Annotated in this window: 14 protein-coding genes; 11 read left to right on the top strand and 3 right to left on the bottom strand. The window is 37.6% G+C overall.

Features of this window, described 5'->3' with window-relative positions:
- Positions 1 to 30 precede the first annotated feature (30 nt).
- From E6C50_RS06490 to gwsS, 7 genes are all read left to right on the top strand, one after another.
- A complete protein-coding gene (locus E6C50_RS06490) occupies positions 31 to 702 on the top strand; it encodes a response regulator transcription factor (protein WP_136402392.1) in 672 nt (223 codons plus the stop codon).
- A gap of 2 nt (positions 703 to 704) precedes the next feature.
- Positions 705 to 2,006: a sensor histidine kinase gene (locus E6C50_RS06485; RefSeq protein ID WP_136402391.1), complete on the top strand. Its 1,302-nt coding sequence runs from the start codon at positions 705 to 707 to the stop codon at positions 2,004 to 2,006.
- Positions 2,007 to 2,088: 82 nt separating this feature from the next.
- Positions 2,089 to 2,541 carry a PepSY-like domain-containing protein gene (locus E6C50_RS06480; RefSeq protein WP_230978968.1) on the top strand — a complete coding sequence of 151 codons (453 nt, stop codon included), beginning with the start codon at positions 2,089 to 2,091 and terminating at the stop codon, positions 2,539 to 2,541.
- Positions 2,542 to 2,759: 218 nt separating this feature from the next.
- Positions 2,760 to 3,023, top strand: a complete 264-nt coding sequence (locus E6C50_RS06475; RefSeq protein ID WP_136402390.1) for a hypothetical protein — start codon at positions 2,760 to 2,762, stop codon at positions 3,021 to 3,023.
- 5 nt (positions 3,024 to 3,028) lie between these two features.
- On the top strand, positions 3,029 to 4,024 hold the full coding sequence (locus E6C50_RS06470) for a hypothetical protein (RefSeq protein WP_136402389.1): 996 nt from the start codon (positions 3,029 to 3,031) through the stop codon (positions 4,022 to 4,024).
- Between the two features lie 289 nt (positions 4,025 to 4,313).
- Positions 4,314 to 5,033 (top strand): ATP-grasp domain-containing protein, encoded by a 720-nt coding sequence (locus E6C50_RS06465; RefSeq protein ID WP_136402388.1) that lies wholly within the window; start codon positions 4,314 to 4,316, stop codon positions 5,031 to 5,033.
- A 170-nt stretch (positions 5,034 to 5,203) separates the two neighbouring features.
- Positions 5,204 to 6,256 (top strand): grasp-with-spasm system SPASM domain peptide maturase, encoded by a 1,053-nt coding sequence (gene gwsS, locus E6C50_RS06460; protein WP_136402387.1) that lies wholly within the window; start codon positions 5,204 to 5,206, stop codon positions 6,254 to 6,256.
- Positions 6,257 to 6,344: 88 nt separating this feature from the next.
- Here the strand turns inward: gwsS and aspA are convergent, their stop codons facing one another.
- The 3 genes from aspA to E6C50_RS06445 form a co-directional block, all read right to left on the bottom strand.
- Entirely contained in the window at positions 6,345 to 7,736 is a 1,392-nt protein-coding gene (gene aspA / locus E6C50_RS06455; RefSeq protein WP_136402386.1) for an aspartate ammonia-lyase, read from the bottom strand.
- Between the two features lie 149 nt (positions 7,737 to 7,885).
- A complete protein-coding gene (locus tag E6C50_RS06450; RefSeq protein WP_136402385.1) occupies positions 7,886 to 9,055 on the bottom strand; it encodes a GlmU family protein in 1,170 nt (389 codons plus the stop codon).
- A 107-nt stretch (positions 9,056 to 9,162) separates the two neighbouring features.
- Complete coding sequence (locus tag E6C50_RS06445) at positions 9,163 to 9,414, bottom strand: type B 50S ribosomal protein L31 (RefSeq protein ID WP_136402384.1); 252 nt, start codon at positions 9,412 to 9,414, stop codon at positions 9,163 to 9,165.
- A 241-nt stretch (positions 9,415 to 9,655) separates the two neighbouring features.
- On the opposite strand from E6C50_RS06445, the gene E6C50_RS06440 reads away from it, so the two are divergent.
- The 4 genes from E6C50_RS06440 to E6C50_RS06425 are packed head-to-tail and all read left to right on the top strand — an operon-like array spanning position 9,656 to position 14,733.
- Positions 9,656 to 10,183 (top strand): DUF4199 domain-containing protein, encoded by a 528-nt coding sequence (locus E6C50_RS06440; RefSeq protein ID WP_136402383.1) that lies wholly within the window; start codon positions 9,656 to 9,658, stop codon positions 10,181 to 10,183.
- Positions 10,184 to 10,191: 8 nt separating this feature from the next.
- Positions 10,192 to 11,148: a glycosyltransferase family 2 protein gene (locus E6C50_RS06435; protein WP_136402382.1), complete on the top strand. Its 957-nt coding sequence runs from the start codon at positions 10,192 to 10,194 to the stop codon at positions 11,146 to 11,148.
- Positions 11,149 to 11,174: 26 nt separating this feature from the next.
- Positions 11,175 to 12,905, top strand: coding sequence for a phospho-sugar mutase (locus E6C50_RS06430; RefSeq protein WP_136402381.1), 1,731 nt, complete (start codon positions 11,175 to 11,177; stop codon positions 12,903 to 12,905).
- A gap of 1 nt (position 12,906) precedes the next feature.
- A complete protein-coding gene (locus E6C50_RS06425; protein ID WP_136402380.1) occupies positions 12,907 to 14,733 on the top strand; it encodes an ABC transporter ATP-binding protein in 1,827 nt (608 codons plus the stop codon).
- The last annotated feature ends 3 nt before the right edge of the window (positions 14,734 to 14,736 follow it).

Raw genomic sequence — 14,736 nt, 5'->3', positions numbered from 1 at the left:
CCATTTATGTAATCATTACCTTTGAAACGAATGAAAATCCTGATAATAGAAGACGAAAAAGGACTTCGTGAAGTCATCCAACAATCGCTGGAAAAAGAAAAATTTATCGTAGAAACGGCCGCCAGTTTTAACGACGGACTCGATAAACTGGGTTGTTATGCGTACGATTGCGTAGTCGTAGATATTATGCTACCGGATGGAAACGGACTCGATTTGATTTCGGAAATCAAAGCATTACATAAAAAAGAGGCGATTATCATTATATCGGCCAAAGATTCGGTAGACGATAAAGTCAAAGGCTTGGATATCGGTGCCGATGATTATTTGAGTAAACCGTTCCATCTGGCCGAACTCCATGCCCGAATCAAATCGGCAATCCGGAGAAAAAGCCATAACGGTGATAACCTGATTCACTGGAACAACATCACCCTTTCGCCCGAACAGCGCACCGTTAGCGTAAACAATAACGAACTGACGCTCAACCGTAAGGAATTCGATTTGTTATACTATTTTATCACAAATCCAAACCGATTGATCAACAAAACTGCTTTAGCCGAATATGTATGGGGCGACTATATTGATCAGGCGGATAATCTCGATTTTGTCTATTCTCAGATTAAAAATTTACGCAAAAAACTAAAAGATGCCGCAGCCGAAATCGACATTCAAGCGGTTTATGGCATTGGTTACCGAATGAGCTGATTATGAAACTCCAGGTTTATACATTACGCTACCTGCTTATCGCCTTATTGGGCGTTATCGCGCTATGGGCGAGTCTATTTTATATGGTCATTCTGGAGGAAGTCTACGATAATATTGACGACGGCTTAAAAAATTCCAAATTACTGATCATCCGAAAAGCCCAACAAAGTCCGGAGTTACTCACCAATCACGAATCGGAAATCAACCAGTTTACGATAAAACCGGTTTCGATGGGACGCTATATTGCCCGAAATAATCGCGACGATGACGATGATGACGATCATCAGAATGTGATCTACAATGATCATAAATACATGGAATACGACGATGATTACGAACCGGTACGCGTACTAAAAACGGTTTTTATGGCCTCGGACGGTAATCCGTATGAACTGACGATCACCGCCTCGATGGTGGAAGAAGACGAGTTGTTGGAAGATCTGATGACTGCCTTAATCGCGCTCTACATTATGTTGGTCGTGAGCATTGTGATCATCAATTATTTTATTCTAAAAAAAGTATGGCGTTCGTTTTATTCTTTGTTGGACAAACTGCGTCATTTTAAACTCGGAACCGGTACCGCATTTACAGCACCACCTTCTCCTATCGATGAGTTTAAAGCTCTGGGAAAAGAACTGGAAGCCTTATTAAAACGAAATGAAGCCACCTATGCGAGTCAGAAACAGTTTATCGAAAATGCGTCGCACGAACTACAAACACCTTTGGCTATTAGTATTAACCGACTGGAGTTATTTGCCGAAAACAACACTTTAACGGAAGAACAAATGGATGCGGTTGGAAAAATAACCGATACGCTTTCGCGACTTGTAAAATTAAACAAGTCGCTTTTAATGCTTTCCAAAATCGAAAACAAGCAATTCCCGGACGAAACGGCTGTCGACTTTAACGAACTGACCGCGCAGGTTTTATCCGATTTTGAAGATTTTGCCGCTTTTAAATCGGTTTCACTACAGGTTATCCAAAATGAACCGTTGGTTTTTAACATGAACAAAGGACTCGCCTTGACTTTGTTAAGCAATTTGATCAAAAATGCGATTCTGCACAATCGTCCCGACGGTACGGTTACTATAGCTTTGTCTGAAAAACAACTGACAATCCGAAATTCCGGTTCCGAAAAACCTTTGAATCCCGATTTTGTTTTTAACCGCTTTGCACGACATAGCACGAACGAAAACTCTACCGGACTCGGATTAGCGATCGTAAAATCGATTAGTTCCAATTATAATTTGTATATTGGATACGCTTTCGACGGGGAACATGTATTTAACATCACTTTCCCATAAAAAATAAGCGCTTTTTATTTTTTCCCAATTGTTTCCTAATTCAGGTTGTAATCTTGTATCAAATTTTAAAATCAATTCGACTATGAAAACAATATTGAATTTCCGATTAACCGCTATCGCGCTTTTTATGATCTTTTTAACCGGCTTTACCGCTCAGGCACAAAAAAGCAGTATTACTATGGCGCAATTACCAGCTAATGCACAGAATTTCCTGAAAAAACATTTTCCAAAACAAACGCCCAATTACATTCTAAAGGACGAAGAAACCTTTTCTCTGGACTATAAGGTACAATTGGCCGACGGTACCGAAATTGAATTTGACCGTAAAGGAAACTGGGAAGAAGTGGATGGTAACAAAAACACCATTCCGAATAGCGTTGTTCCGGCCCCCATTCTGACCTATGTTCAAACGCATTATAAAGGTGCCGCAATCGTAAAAATCGACAAAGGAGCCTGGGATTATGAAGTAGATCTAAACAATGGTCTGGAATTAAAATTCAATTCCAAAGGCGAATTTTTAAGAGTAGATGATTAATCAAAAATCATAAAAAAACCGAACTAAATGTTCGGTTTTTTATTTTATCCGAATTTTGGTTTTAAAAACAAAGCTTGTAAATTGTAGTTCCTCAATCAAAAAGTAAAAATTCATTCTCCCTATAAAAGGTGGAACTACTATCTCTCTCTGCATAAGCCCTAGTATTTCATTTGCCTTTTCGACTTTAATCATAATTATTAACACTAAACTATTTAAAAATGAAAAAGTTAGAAAGTTTAAAAAATGACACGTTTGAAAAATTCAAAGGTAATACAGTTAAAAATCCATTGCAAATTTTAGGAGGGCTTATCGAACCAGAAGCCACCTGCTATAGAAATGCCCGATACACTGGTACAGATAGCTATGATTCCGAAACCTGTCCCACCGCCGAACCTTTACATCCTAACACAGCTCCGATAGATGGTGGTGCAGATATTGACTTTAAATTGACATCATGGGATCCGAGAACAGATTGGTATTAAAATGGATGCGATGGTGCATTGGTTTACTGATATCTTTTAATTGTTTTTCTCAAGGCAATTATTTTGAATATCACAAACTGATTAACAAAGCTGAAGAACAGTATTTTATAAAAAGTGATATTGACAGTACTTTTTATTTTTATAATAAAGTATTTACATCCTATAATTTTGTCTTTGTCAAAGATCTCGTAAATGCTGCACAAATAGCCTATTTCTGCAAGAAACCTTATCGGCAATACCTTGAACAAGGTTTTGAATATGGCCTTAAAATTGACCATATTCGTTACATTCCCCTTTTCAAAACAATCTATAAACAATTAAGTGCCGATACTAAACTAAAAAAAATATATTCTATTAAACGTCGGGATTATCTATCCCGTATCGATGTAAATTATTTGGATTATGTTTATACAGTAGGTTTTTGGGATCAAAGGGGACGATTTTTAGATCGAAAGGTATATGAAAAAAGAAAAAAATCAATTTTAATAACCTTAACCGATTCGATCGTTAAAAAAGGATTTCCAGGTGATCGATTAATTGGTATTGCCGATTCGACAATTTTCAGACAACTAGGAAGCAAAAAGCCCAATTTTTACGATAGGGTTAAACCTCATAAAGAATTATGGGATTATTTTTCCTGCAACGAACAGGAATTAACCGAAAAAATGATGGTTCTGGTTTTAATTAATAATTTTTCGTCTTATTATAAATTGAAAGAGTATTGGTTAACCGAAATAAAAAAAGGGAATATACATCCTCGGGATGTGGCATTGCTACATGACAACACCTATAGATCTTCTACGAATCCTGGTTTTTCAACACTTAAGGGTGTTTATCATACTAATCCGTTTGTTAGCTATGGTGAAAAATGGAAACGCAAGGATATTAATAAAATGAGACATGATTTATTTATGGTTGCTATGGAAGTAGATGAAAAAAAGAAAGAATACGAAAAAAAACACGGTTTTAAACTCTTTTGGGGTTTCTGGAATTGCCGATAATCTTATGAAAAAAGCTTCTATAATCATACAATCACAATCTTTTGACAGCAGTACCGACACGGTTTTAATGTGGCTATACTATTATGGGAACTTCAACAAAATTCATTTATTTTTTAATGATTATGCCATAGAAAATTTTTCATTACTTTTTTCCGATCAAAAAAAGAAGGCAGTAAAAATTAACAATATCCCGATAAATAAATGTTCTTTTTGGTATCGGAGAGGTGAATACAAAATAACATCTAATCACCGAAACAAATCGTTTCGAAAAAATCTGGAAAAGGTCGCTTTGGTTCCATTAATTTCATATTTAAATAGTTTTTTTCACTTCAACCTTATAAATCGATTTAATGACAATTTCATAAATAAGGTTACCGTTTTGGAACATTGTCTGGATTTAAACATAAAAATTCCAAACACTTTGATCACAACTAATAGTGATGAATTGAATGTATTTCTTTCCGAAAATAAAATGATAATTACAAAATCGATTCAGAATCCGTTTTTTTCCTTGAATATAAACCAAAACTACAAAGCTTATTTTTCGACTCCGACCCAATTAGTAACACTAAAAGATATCCCTAAAAGTAGTTGTTCGTTTTCGCCTTCTTTTTTTCAAAAGTATATCCCTAAACAATTTGAAATTAGAAGTTTTTACCTGAACGGTATTTTCAAAAGCATGGTCATTTTTAGTCAACAAAACGAAAAAACAAAAATCGATTACAGAAATTACGACCATAAAAATCCAAATCGTTGTGTTCCTTATATATTACCTAAAAAATTAGAAAAAAAACTACATCAATTAATGTTGCGATTAAAATTGAATTGCGGCTCGTTTGACATTATCTACACTCCCGAAGGTGAGTATTATTTTCTGGAGATCAATCCTGTTGGTCAATTTCAATGGCTTAGTAGAAATTGCAACTATTCGATAGAAAAAACAATCGCTAAAACGATTTTAAAAAATGGAAAAAAAGATAAAAATTTATATTCAGCACTATATAAATGACAATCTAAAGGATTTGCCATTTATAGCGCGGTTTTGGGATATAGAGGTGATTCCTACGAAGTCTTCAAATCCGATAAATCCAATAACATACGGTCATTTTAAAACGGAAGGTGCATATGCGATCCCTTTTTACAAACCTATTTCTAAAATTGTAATCTTGTCAATCCTAAATGAAGAATAGAAATTACATCCATCTTTTTGCAAACTGTCTGATCACAAAAGGGATCTCTCGATCTGTGATCTGTGATTTACAACGCAGTAAGTATGTTCTAATTCCAAATAGTTTTGCCGATTTATTTTCAAAACAACGTTACTACAATTTAAAGGAAGCTCCAAGAATATTTGACCAAGAAAATCTAAGCATTTTTCATGAGTACGTAGCCGTATTAAAAGATCATAATTTCATTTTTTCCTGTTCTAAAAAAGAACTAAAAAGATTCCCACAATTACAGCTGAAATTTGAATATCCCGCCAAAATCACGAATGCCATTATCGATTTTGACAAAAACTCCAATACTACTATCAAAGATATTATTCAGTACTTCCTTATTCCATATAATTGCAGACACATTCAGATACGTTGTTTTGAAGATATGGATAGTATCTTTTTCGATACTCTAATAACAGAAATTAACCATTGTTTTATAAAATCAGTCGAATTTATTATAAAAGACTCTTTTGAACAAGACTATACCCAAATAATGAAATGGGTTGAGAATAATCGTAAAATCAAAAGTCTGGTCTTACATTCTTCCCAAGAAAACAAAGTAATCCAAAAGGAAAATTACGGTTTTGGCATTGTGGTGACAACCCGACAAAAAATAACTTCAGAAAGCCATTGTGGCATCATTCACCCTGATTATTTCAATATTACTATCGAAAGTTATACCGAATCTTTATGCTATAATTCCTGTCTGAATCGTAAAATAAGTATCGACAAATCCGGAAACATTAAAAACTGTCCCTCAATGAAACAAAGCTTTGGAAATATTAAATCCATAAAAACACTCGACTCAATTATCGAAAATCCTGATTTTAATAAATATTGGACTATCTCAAAAGATAAAATAGAAACCTGTATGTATTGCGAATTTCGTTATATATGTATTGATTGCAGAGCCTATTTGGAGACTCCCGAAAATATCTATTCCAAACCACAAAAATGTGGTTATGATCCATTTACCAACAAATGGAAATGGGACTATGAATCCTTCACAAAATAAAAGAGCGGATTTTTATACTATTCCTAAAAATCCGCTTCTTTAATAGGTTTTCAAAAAAGATAATCAAACACCTAAATATTTAATTCGCTTATCCTTTTGGTGCCAACATATTTTCCGGATTTAGAATATCGTCCAGTTGTTCTTTGGACAATATATTGTGCTCCAAAACAAGGTTGTACACACTCTTACCGCTTTCCAAAGCTTCTTTGGCAATTTTGGTACTGTTTTTATATCCTATATACGGATTTAGCGCTGTTACGATACCGATACTGTGCAATACCATTTCACGACAATGTTCGACATTAGCCGTGATACCGTCAACACATTTTAGCCGTAACGTATCCATACCGTTTGCCAGCAACTCCATCGATTCCATAATCGCATAGGTCAGCACCGGTTCCATTACGTTTAGCTGCAATTGTCCGGCTTCGGCCGCCATTGTCACCGTAAGGTCATTACCGATTACACGGTAGCACACCTGATTCATTACTTCGGGAATGACCGGATTTACTTTCCCCGGCATAATGGAAGATCCCGGTTGCATTGGTGGCAAATTAATTTCGTTTAAACCACAACGCGGACCGGATGAAAGCAGTCGCAAATCGTTACATATTTTAGATATCTTGATTGCCATTCGTTTTAAAGCAGACGAATAAATCACATACGATCCCGTATCCGGAGTCGCTTCGATCAGGTTGGGTGCCGATACAAACGGATGTCCCGATACTTTTGCCAGATTTTCGGCACATAACTTCGCATAACCCGGAACAGCGTTTAATCCGGTTCCGATGGCCGTAGCACCCATATTGATTTCAAAAAACAAGGCCGAATTTTGGTTAAGTCGGTCGATTTCTTCTTCCAGGTTGGCTGCAAACGCTTCAAACTCCTGTCCTAATGTCATGGGTACCGCATCCTGCAATTGGGTCCGCCCCATTTTTAATACCGATTTAAATTCCTCTCCTTTTTTGCGAAACGAGGCAATCAATAATTTTAAATGACCTATCAGTTTGATGTTCGAGTTAATCGCCGCTAGTTTTATCGAAGTCGGATACGCATCGTTGGTCGACTGTGATAAATTGACATGGTCGTTTGGCGAACAATATTGGTATTCCCCTTTCTGATATCCCATAATTTCCAACGCTCTGTTGGCCAATACTTCATTGATATTCATATTGGTCGATGTTCCGGCACCTCCTTGTATCATGTCGATCGGAAATTCTTTATCGAATTTCCCTTCGATCACTTCTTTAGCCGCCGCAACAATCGCATTTTTTAGTTTTTCGTCCAATAATCCTAATGTAAAATTGGTTTCGGCAGCCGCCCATTTTACATAGGCCAGTCCTTTTATAAACTCGGGATATTGGTATAACCGCACTCCGGAAATATGGAAATTATCAATTGCACGTTGGGTTTGAATCCCATAATATGCCTTTTCTGGAACATTCAAATCCCCTAACAGGTCGTTTTCAACTCTATACATTGTAAGATTATTTTTGAGTTACTTCACTTTAAAGGTAAGGCTTATTTTAAAGATTTGCCATACTGCCATGTTAAATTTGCAACAACAACCAACAAAAAACCACAACCGTTTCACACGATTGTGGTTTCTGATTTATATAAAAAAATGGTTTAACGCCATTTTGCCGTTTCTTCAAATACATGTTCCAGTATCGCTTTATCCTGTTCCGTAAAACTCACATGACGTCGCGACATTACGTTTTCGGCTGTAGCAAATGCTTTTTCCGGAATGTATTCCGTAAACCCATCGGCACCACCCCATGAAAAACTCGGTATGAAGTTTTTCGGAAATCCGCCTCCATAAATATTTGCACATACACCTACTACCGTACCGGTATTAAACATTGTGTTGATGCCGCATTTACTATGATCGCCCATCATCAAACCACAAAACTGTAAGCCGGTTTTTTCCATGGCTTCGGTTTCATAGCTCCATAATTTTACTTCTTCATAGTTGTTTTTCAGGTTGGAATTATTACTATCCGCTCCCATATTACACCATTCACCCAAAACGGAGTTCCCTAAAAAGCCATCATGTCCTTTATTCGAATAGGCAAACAATACCGAATTGCTAATTTCACCACCTACTCTACAATGCGGACCAACGGTTGTCGCGCCATATATTTTGGCAGCCAGTTTTACCACCGCTTCTTCACATAATGCAAATGGCCCGCGGATTACGGTTCCTTCCATGATCTCCGCATTTTTCCCGATATAGATCGGACCGGTAGCCGCATTTAAGGTAACAAACTCCAGTTTGGCTCCTTCTTCGATAAAAATATTTTCCGGTGCGATTACATTTACACTCTTCGGAATCGGTTGCGACGTACGCCCTTCGGTGAGCAATTCGAAATCTTCGCGTAAAGCGCTGTCATTTTTTTTGAAAATGTCCCACGTATGTTCAATTTTGATACAATCGTCCGTATAGTCTATAATCTCATAGGTATCAAAATCCACTTCTTCCTGCGAATCCTGTGTATAGAACGCGATCACATCCTCATGATGAAAAATTGCCTGATTGGGTTCCAGATTCGCAATCATCTCCGTCAGTATTTCATTCGGAAGGAACGAAGCATTAATCATAATGTTTTCCTGCATTTCGACCATTGGGAATTTTTCCATCAGGTATTCCTCGGTGATTGTTGTGGTTGTATACCCCAGGTATTTTTCCCATTTTTCGCGGATGGTTAATATTCCGATCCGGATGTCCGCTACAGGTCGGGTAAACGTAAACGGTAGCAGTGCCTGTCGGACTGCTCCGTCAAAAAGGATGTAGTTCATCTGTTAGTGCCGTATGATTCGTTACCAAAGTTACAAAGTTTTCCGTCAGATATAAAAATAAAAAAAGCTTCCCGAATGGGAAGCTTCTTATAAATTTTGAACACTTATTACTTACTAAATTTAGCGTATTTGTTTTTGAATTTATCAATACGTCCAGCAGTATCGATAAGTTTTGATTTACCTGTGTAGAATGGGTGAGATGTTCTTGAAATCTCCATTTTAAACACTGGATATTCAACACCATCAACTTCAATTGTTTCTTTCGTATCTACAGTAGATTTAGTGATGAATACGTCTTCGTTTGACATATCTTTAAATGCTACCAATCTGTAATTTTCCGGGTGAATTCCTTTTTTCATGATGTAAATCTTTTTTATTTGTGGCTGTAACCCGTTTTGAAGCTTTTGTTTTTCAAAAGGTATAAACGGTCTACAACTTTTTGTTTATAATCTTTTTATTTAAGGCTGCAAATTTACAATTAATTTTGAAATATCAAATCTTTCCCTCTATTTTTTTGAATCCTTACCGTTTATATTTTTTAACGCTCCTATAAAGGTAATTCTTATATTTGTAAATTAATTAACCAAAAACTAAATTTTTATGAATGCTACAATCAAAAAAAACGGGATTAATTTTGGTATCATAATGGGTGTATTTTCCATTTTAGTCACTACTTTAATTTATGCCATTGACGTATCGCTATTTGTTAATCCCTGGATCGGAATTGCAAGCATTATCATTTATATCGTTTTAGGAGTTATACTACTTTCCAAAACCAAAAAAGCACTGGGCGGTATCACGTTTAAGGAAGCTTTTACCGTTTACTTTATTGCTGCGGCTATCGGTGCTGTTTTAGGGGTGGTTTTCAACATCATTTTGTTTAATTTTATCGATCCGTCAGTAAAAGAAACCATCAGCCAAATGTCTATCGAATATACCGTCGATATGCTTAAAAAATTCAACACGCCTACTGCTGCTATCAAAGAGACGGTTGAAAAAATGAAAGAGACTGATAATTACAGTATCGCTAATCAATTAAAAGGATTGGTTTTCAGTTTTGTTTTCAGTGCTATTTTCGGTGCTATCCTGGCGTTGATTTTCAAAAACAAAACCAACACATTAGAATAAAAAATTAAATGAATCTATCCATAATAATTCCTTTATTAAACGAGAGCGAATCGCTCCCGGAACTGCATTCCTGGATTGTCCGTGTCATGACAGCCAACCACTTCTCCTACGAAGTGATTTTTATTGACGATGGCAGTACCGATAATTCCTGGAAGCTGATTGAAACACTATCGGCTCAGGATCCCAATGTAAAAGGAATCCGCTTTTTAAGGAATTACGGAAAATCACAGGCGCTCCATGCCGGTTTTGCAAAGGCCCAGGGTGATGTTATCATTACTATGGATGCCGATTTACAGGACAGTCCTGACGAAATTCCGGAGTTATATCATATGATTACCGACCAACAATACGATCTGGTGTCGGGTTGGAAAAAAAAGCGTTACGATTCAGTCGTAGCCAAAAATTTACCTTCAAAATTGTTTAACTGGGCTGCTCGTAAAACATCGGGTGTCCAGTTAAATGATTTTAACTGCGGACTAAAGGCGTATAAAAATATCGTAATCAAAAATATCGAGGTTTCCGGTGAAATGCACCGTTATATCCCGGTACTGGCGAAAAACGCAGGCTTTGCTAAAATTGGCGAAAAGGTGGTCATTCATCAGGCCCGAAAATATGGCACAACCAAATTCGGAATGGAGCGTTTTATCAACGGTTTTCTCGATCTGATTACCATCTGGTTTTTGTCCCGGTTCGGAAAAAGACCCATGCACCTCTTTGGCGCCCTGGGCGTACTGATGTTTAGCATCGGTTTTCTGTCTGCCGGATATATCGGTTTTAGTAAACTGTTCCGACTTTACCACCACCAGCACACTATTTTAGTGACCAGCAATCCGTGGTTTTATATTGCGCTAACTACCATGATCATTGGAACACAACTATTTTTAGCCGGCTTTTTAGGCGAAATTATTCTTCGCACCAAAAACAATGAAGAACGCTATAAAATTGCCGAAAAGGTTAATATTTAGTTTATAACAACGTAAAAAAATGTAACATGCACATCGAACAGCAGCTACTCGATAAAGTCAATATCTGGCTTAACAGTCCGGTATTTGATTCGGAAACTCAGGAAAAAATCAAGGAAATGATGACGTCTTCCCCAAAAGAACTGGAAGATAGTTTTTATAAAAACCTGGAATTTGGTACCGGAGGAATGCGCGGCATAATGGGTGTTGGCACCAATAGAATCAACAAATATACTTTAGGAAAAAATACTCAGGGAATTTCAGATTATTTAAAAAAATCATTCCCGGGCGAAGCACTTAAAGTTGCTATTGCTTACGATTGCCGTCACAACAGCGACACACTGGCTAAAGTGGTTGCCGATTTATTTTCGGCCAATGGGATTAAGGTGTTTTTATTTTCGGATATGCGTCCAACACCAGAGTTATCGTTTACCGTAAAACATCTGGAGTGTCATGCCGGAATTGTATTAACGGCTTCACACAATCCGCCGGAATACAACGGTTATAAAGTGTACTGGCAGGATGGCGGCCAATTGGTTCCGCCGCAAGATCATGAAATCATACAAACCATCGAAGCGCTACAATACGATCAAATCCGATTTGAAGCGAATAACGACCTGATCGAATATATCGATACAGCCGTAGACGAGGCCTTTATTAATTCGGCTATCGAAAACGGAAGTTTTAACACTTCGGCCTCGGCAAAAGAAAACCTAAAAATCGTTTTTACATCGCTACACGGAACGTCTATTAAACTGGTTCCGGATGTATTGGAAAAAGCCGGCTACACCAATGTAGCCATTGTTAAAGAACAAGCTGAACCAAACGGCGATTTCCCAACAGTAAAATCGCCTAACCCGGAAGAACCGGAAGCGTTGACTATGGCGTTGGCACTGGCCGAAAAAACCGGAGCCGATATCGTAATCGGAACCGACCCGGATAGCGACCGACTTGGCGTGGCCGTTCGCAATGCCGAAGGACAATTAGTATTGTTAAACGGTAACCAGACCATGGTACTGATGACACATTTCTTACTGGAACAATGGAAAAAACAAGGTCGCATTACCGGAACCGAATTTATCGGATCGACGATTGTATCGACACCAATGATGTTGGAATTGGCCGACGTTTACGGAATCGAATGCAAAGTCGGATTGACCGGTTTTAAATGGATCGCTAAAATGATCAAAGATTTCCCGCAACAGAAATTTATTGGTGGTGGCGAAGAAAGCTTTGGTTTTATGGCCGGTGATGCCGTTCGCGATAAAGACGCTGTTACCGCTACCCTATTAGTCTGCGAAATCGCGGCTCAGGCGAAAGCCAACGGAAGTTCGTTATACGAGGAATTACTACAAATGTATGTGGATTTTGGTTTTTATAAAGAACATTTGATCTCCATTACCAAAAAAGGAATCGACGGTGCGAACGAAATCAAACAGATGATGTCTGATTTAAGAAATAATCCATTGGAAGAAATCAATGGCGAACGGGTAATTTTTGTAGAGGATTATCAAAATTCGACTACCCGAAACATGTTTACCGGAGAAACCGGAACACTGGATATTCCAAAATCGAATGTACTGATTTACTATCTGGAAGACGGTAGTAAAATATGCGCCCGCCCAAGTGGTACGGAGCCCAAAATCAAATTCTATTTTAGCGTAAATGCAAGAATAGAAAGTCTCGACGAAATCGCTGCTGCGGAAGAATTCCTGAACGCTAAAATCGAGAACATTATTACAGGAATGAATTTATCATAAAATGACCTACTTTAAACAAATTTTTCGCTTTGCGATCCCTTATTTAAAATACGCTTACCTGAATATTGCGTTCAATATCCTCTATGCTTTATTCAGTACTATTTCGTTTATGGCGCTGATCCCGATGTTGTCGGTCTTATTTGGAGAAACCAAAAAAATCACCGAAGCACCACAATATACCGGTATCGGAAACATCAAAGCTTTTGCAGAAGATTATTTTAATTTTTTTGTGACAACTACTTCCGAAGCTAAAGGTATCGATTATACTCTCGGCATATTAGTTGTGATCATTATTTCCATTTTCTTATTAAAGAATCTTTTTAACTACCTGGCCTTGTTTTTCGCTACCTTCCTTCGAAACGGAATGCTGCGCGATCTTCGAAATGCGATGTATAAAAAAGCCGTGGAATTACCGCTTTCGTTCTTTTCCGAAAAACGAAAAGGTGACACCATTTCCCGTATCACCTGGGACGTAGGAGAAGTACAAAGTTCCTACCTTTCAATATTGGAGCTGATCATCAAAGAACCGCTAACGATTATCTTTACCATTGTGGGAATGCTAATCATTAGTGTAAAACTGACCATTTTCGTTTTTATTTTTATTCCGGTTTCGGGTTTTGTGATCTCATTAATCGGTAAGCGATTAAAAAAGCAGTCAACTGTAGCACAACAGGAACAGGGCATGTTTTTATCGATCGTTGAGGAAACCCTTGGTGGTTTAAAAGTGATCAAAGGGTTTACATCGGAAGCGTATTTCAATAAAAAATTCAGTTCATCTACCGATCGTTATTTTAACCTTTCCAACAAAATCATGAACCGTCAGAACATGGCATCTCCGGTGAGTGAATTTATGGGAATCATGGTTATCGCTATTTTATTATGGTTTGGCGGTCATATGGTATTGGTTGAGAAAACCTTATTGGGCGCCCAATTTATCGCCTATATGGGATTGGCTTATAACATCCTTACACCGGCCAAAGCGATTTCCAAAGCGTCATACGACATTAAAAGAGGAAATGCCGCTGCCGAACGGGTTCTGGAAATTCTGGAAGAAGAAAATCCAATTACCAGTAAGCCGGATGCAATACAGAAAACAACTTTTGACGATTTAATCAAGATTGAGAATATCAATTTCCGTTATGAAGATGAAAATGTTCTGAAAAACTTTTCACTGGACGTACCAAAAGGTAAAACCGTCGCTTTAGTAGGACAATCCGGTAGCGGAAAAAGTACTATTGCCAATTTGCTGACGCGTTTTTACGATGTTCAGGAAGGTGAAATCAAAATCGACAATATCAATATTAAAGATTACGACCTACACGCCTTACGTGGACTCATGGGACTTGTAACACAAGACAGTATTCTATTTAACGATACGATTAAAAACAACATCCTTTTAGGCAAACAGGATGCTACCGACGACGAGATCATTGCTGCCTTAAAAGTGGCCAATGCCTACGAGTTTGTAAAAGACCTGCCAAATGGTATCGATACCAATATCGGAGATAGCGGAAATAAACTATCCGGTGGTCAGAAGCAACGTTTGTCTATTGCGAGAGCTGTTTTGAAAAATCCGCCGATTATGATTCTGGATGAAGCAACTTCAGCCCTGGACACCGAAAGCGAGCGTTTGGTACAACAGGCGTTGGAAAACATGATGCAAAACCGGACTTCAGTCGTGATTGCCCACCGCCTTTCGACCATTCAAAAAGCCGATAAGATCGTGGTAATGCAAAAAGGGGAAATTGTAGAACAAGGTACGCACGACGAATTATTAGTCCTAAACGGAACCTATTCTAAACTGGTGATGATGCAATCGTTCGAATAAACA

It is taken from the genome of Flavobacterium supellecticarium, from assembly GCF_004801375.1.
Taxonomy (GTDB): Bacteria; Bacteroidota; Bacteroidia; order Flavobacteriales; family Flavobacteriaceae; genus Flavobacterium; species Flavobacterium supellecticarium.
Note: the sequence above shows the minus strand (reverse complement) of the source record. Positions and strands in the feature narration are given on the sequence as shown.

What these genes read in the sequence shown, in the direction of transcription:
- E6C50_RS06450 (WP_136402385.1), bottom strand. Translation starts at nt 9,055, where the DNA reads ATGAACTACATCCTTTTTGACGGAGCAGTCCGACAGGCACTGCTACCG.
- aspA (WP_136402386.1), bottom strand. Translation starts at nt 7,736, where the DNA reads ATGTATAGAGTTGAAAACGACCTGTTAGGGGATTTGAATGTTCCAGAA.
- E6C50_RS06435 (WP_136402382.1), top strand. Translation starts at nt 10,192, where the DNA reads ATGAATCTATCCATAATAATTCCTTTATTAAACGAGAGCGAATCGCTC.
- E6C50_RS06485 (WP_136402391.1), top strand. Translation starts at nt 705, where the DNA reads ATGAAACTCCAGGTTTATACATTACGCTACCTGCTTATCGCCTTATTG.
- E6C50_RS06445 (WP_136402384.1), bottom strand. Translation starts at nt 9,414, where the DNA reads ATGAAAAAAGGAATTCACCCGGAAAATTACAGATTGGTAGCATTTAAA.
- E6C50_RS06440 (WP_136402383.1), top strand. Translation starts at nt 9,656, where the DNA reads ATGAATGCTACAATCAAAAAAAACGGGATTAATTTTGGTATCATAATG.
- gwsS (WP_136402387.1), top strand. Translation starts at nt 5,204, where the DNA reads ATGAAGAATAGAAATTACATCCATCTTTTTGCAAACTGTCTGATCACA.
- E6C50_RS06430 (WP_136402381.1), top strand. Translation starts at nt 11,175, where the DNA reads ATGCACATCGAACAGCAGCTACTCGATAAAGTCAATATCTGGCTTAAC.
- E6C50_RS06470 (WP_136402389.1), top strand. Translation starts at nt 3,029, where the DNA reads ATGCGATGGTGCATTGGTTTACTGATATCTTTTAATTGTTTTTCTCAA.
- E6C50_RS06425 (WP_136402380.1), top strand. Translation starts at nt 12,907, where the DNA reads ATGACCTACTTTAAACAAATTTTTCGCTTTGCGATCCCTTATTTAAAA.
- E6C50_RS06475 (WP_136402390.1), top strand. Translation starts at nt 2,760, where the DNA reads ATGAAAAAGTTAGAAAGTTTAAAAAATGACACGTTTGAAAAATTCAAA.
- E6C50_RS06490 (WP_136402392.1), top strand. Translation starts at nt 31, where the DNA reads ATGAAAATCCTGATAATAGAAGACGAAAAAGGACTTCGTGAAGTCATC.
- E6C50_RS06480 (WP_230978968.1), top strand. Translation starts at nt 2,089, where the DNA reads ATGAAAACAATATTGAATTTCCGATTAACCGCTATCGCGCTTTTTATG.